Origin of the sequence: Paenibacillus sp. KS1, from assembly GCF_001680695.1 — a bacterium.
GTDB classification, from domain to species: domain Bacteria; phylum Bacillota; class Bacilli; order Paenibacillales; family Paenibacillaceae; genus Paenibacillus_B; species Paenibacillus_B suaedae.
Genome location: NZ_MAIS01000220.1, coordinates 1 through 1,551 on the forward strand (window position 1 = coordinate 1; position 1,551 = coordinate 1,551).

Below are 1,551 nucleotides of genomic sequence, written 5' to 3' on the forward strand. Positions count from 1 at the left end.
TGGAGGTTCGAGTCCTCTCACCGGCACCATTAATGAACAAAGTATTCTTTAGGGAAATAACCTAAAGAATTTTTTTGTTTTTGCTTTAAAACCTCTCTCACTGGAAGTGCCGCTAAAAAGTTGAATAGTCAAAAAAGTGTCGCCCCCCTATTTCGAAGTTCCATCATCTATTTGGTTTCATTTCCTACCTTTTCGATTTGTGCTTTTTGAATGACTTCTAAGTGCAATTAAGTTTGACCGTTGTAGATTGACCGCATGGTCAAAATAATGATATGAATTGACCATATGGTCAATCTTTTTTAGAAAGCAGGTGCAGGTAATCGTAGAAGTTGACAAGAGACACGCAATTATTCAGGCAGCGCTCGAAGAGTTTACCCATAAAGGATATGAGGGAGCATCCACGAATCAAATTACGAAATCAGCTGGGGTTTCCAAAGGTATTCTGTTTCATTATTTTTCAGATAAGCGCACCTTGTATTTAACGCTGGTAGATGAGTGTTTGAATCATTACTTCCATACCATGACTTCTAATTTACCTGACCTTTCTGATGATCTACTCGAAGCGTTAGGTCAGTTATCGAAAATCAAAATGGATGCATTTAAACGAGAACCGATGAAGTATAGGTTTATCACAAATGCGTTCATGACGATGACGAACGATCTGAAAAAAGAATTACATCTAAAGCAGCAGCGAATGAAGGCGCATATGGTTGATTTACTAGCAAGCAAGGTCGATCGTAATCGATTCCGAAGGGATATTGAACCGGAGCAAGCTATCGAATTTGTATTGCTGTCATTGGAAGCTCTTCTTGCAAAGCAGATGAATTCGCTGAACGAACAAGAATTAGATGGATCTGTGACGGTTCCAGCATTAGATATGAGCCTTTATTTACAACTATTGAAATATGGGGTATATCGAGAGGCAGGGATTTGAGTGAGAGTAAAGCTGTTGACGCTTGGAACGAGGGGAGACATTCAACCTTTTATCTTCTTGGGTAATGGCCTTCGGAAACGAGGGCATCATGTCACCATATGTACTTCACACAATTTTGAAGAGTTGATTCACGCCTACGATCTCGAATTTGTGACGATACAGGCTGATATCATGAAGTTGGCTCAGTCTGAGGAAGGCAAGCAAATGCTTGGAGGGAATCCGCTTAGCATCATGAAGCAACTGAAAACTCATATTATACCTATGATGCGGCAAATGCTCGAGGATCTCTGGCAGGCATCGGAAAATGCAGAGGCCATCATCTATCCTCCTAAAGTGTTAGGAGGATATGACATTGCCCAAAAACGTAAAATACCTGCATTTACAGCACACCCCACACCTATCATTATACCGACCGGTAATTTTCCCAATCCTATTCTTCCTTTTAATTTACGTATTCGATTGTTGAACAAAAACCAGCTAATGTTTGTCAAGCTATCCCTTGGTTATTGAATGAATTACTGATATACTGGTTTTTAAGCATGGCAAAAAAACTCCATTGCCGTGGAGTTTTTTAGAATTGAATAAGTTTTATGTTTGGTAAGGCTGGCCTCTATTCA

The 1,551-nt window shown here is 39.8% G+C and carries 2 protein-coding genes; both read left to right on the forward strand.

Annotated features, from left to right (window positions below):
• The first annotated feature begins 277 nt into the window (after positions 1 to 277).
• The gene (locus BBG47_RS27935) at positions 278 to 934 is read left to right on the forward strand and encodes a TetR/AcrR family transcriptional regulator (RefSeq protein WP_083189648.1); all 657 of its coding nucleotides are present in this window, start codon (positions 278 to 280) and stop codon (positions 932 to 934) included.
• Positions 935 to 1,444, forward strand: a complete 510-nt coding sequence (locus BBG47_RS27940; RefSeq protein ID WP_065294460.1) for a glycosyltransferase — start codon at positions 935 to 937, stop codon at positions 1,442 to 1,444.
• Positions 1,445 to 1,551: the final 107 nt, after the last annotated feature.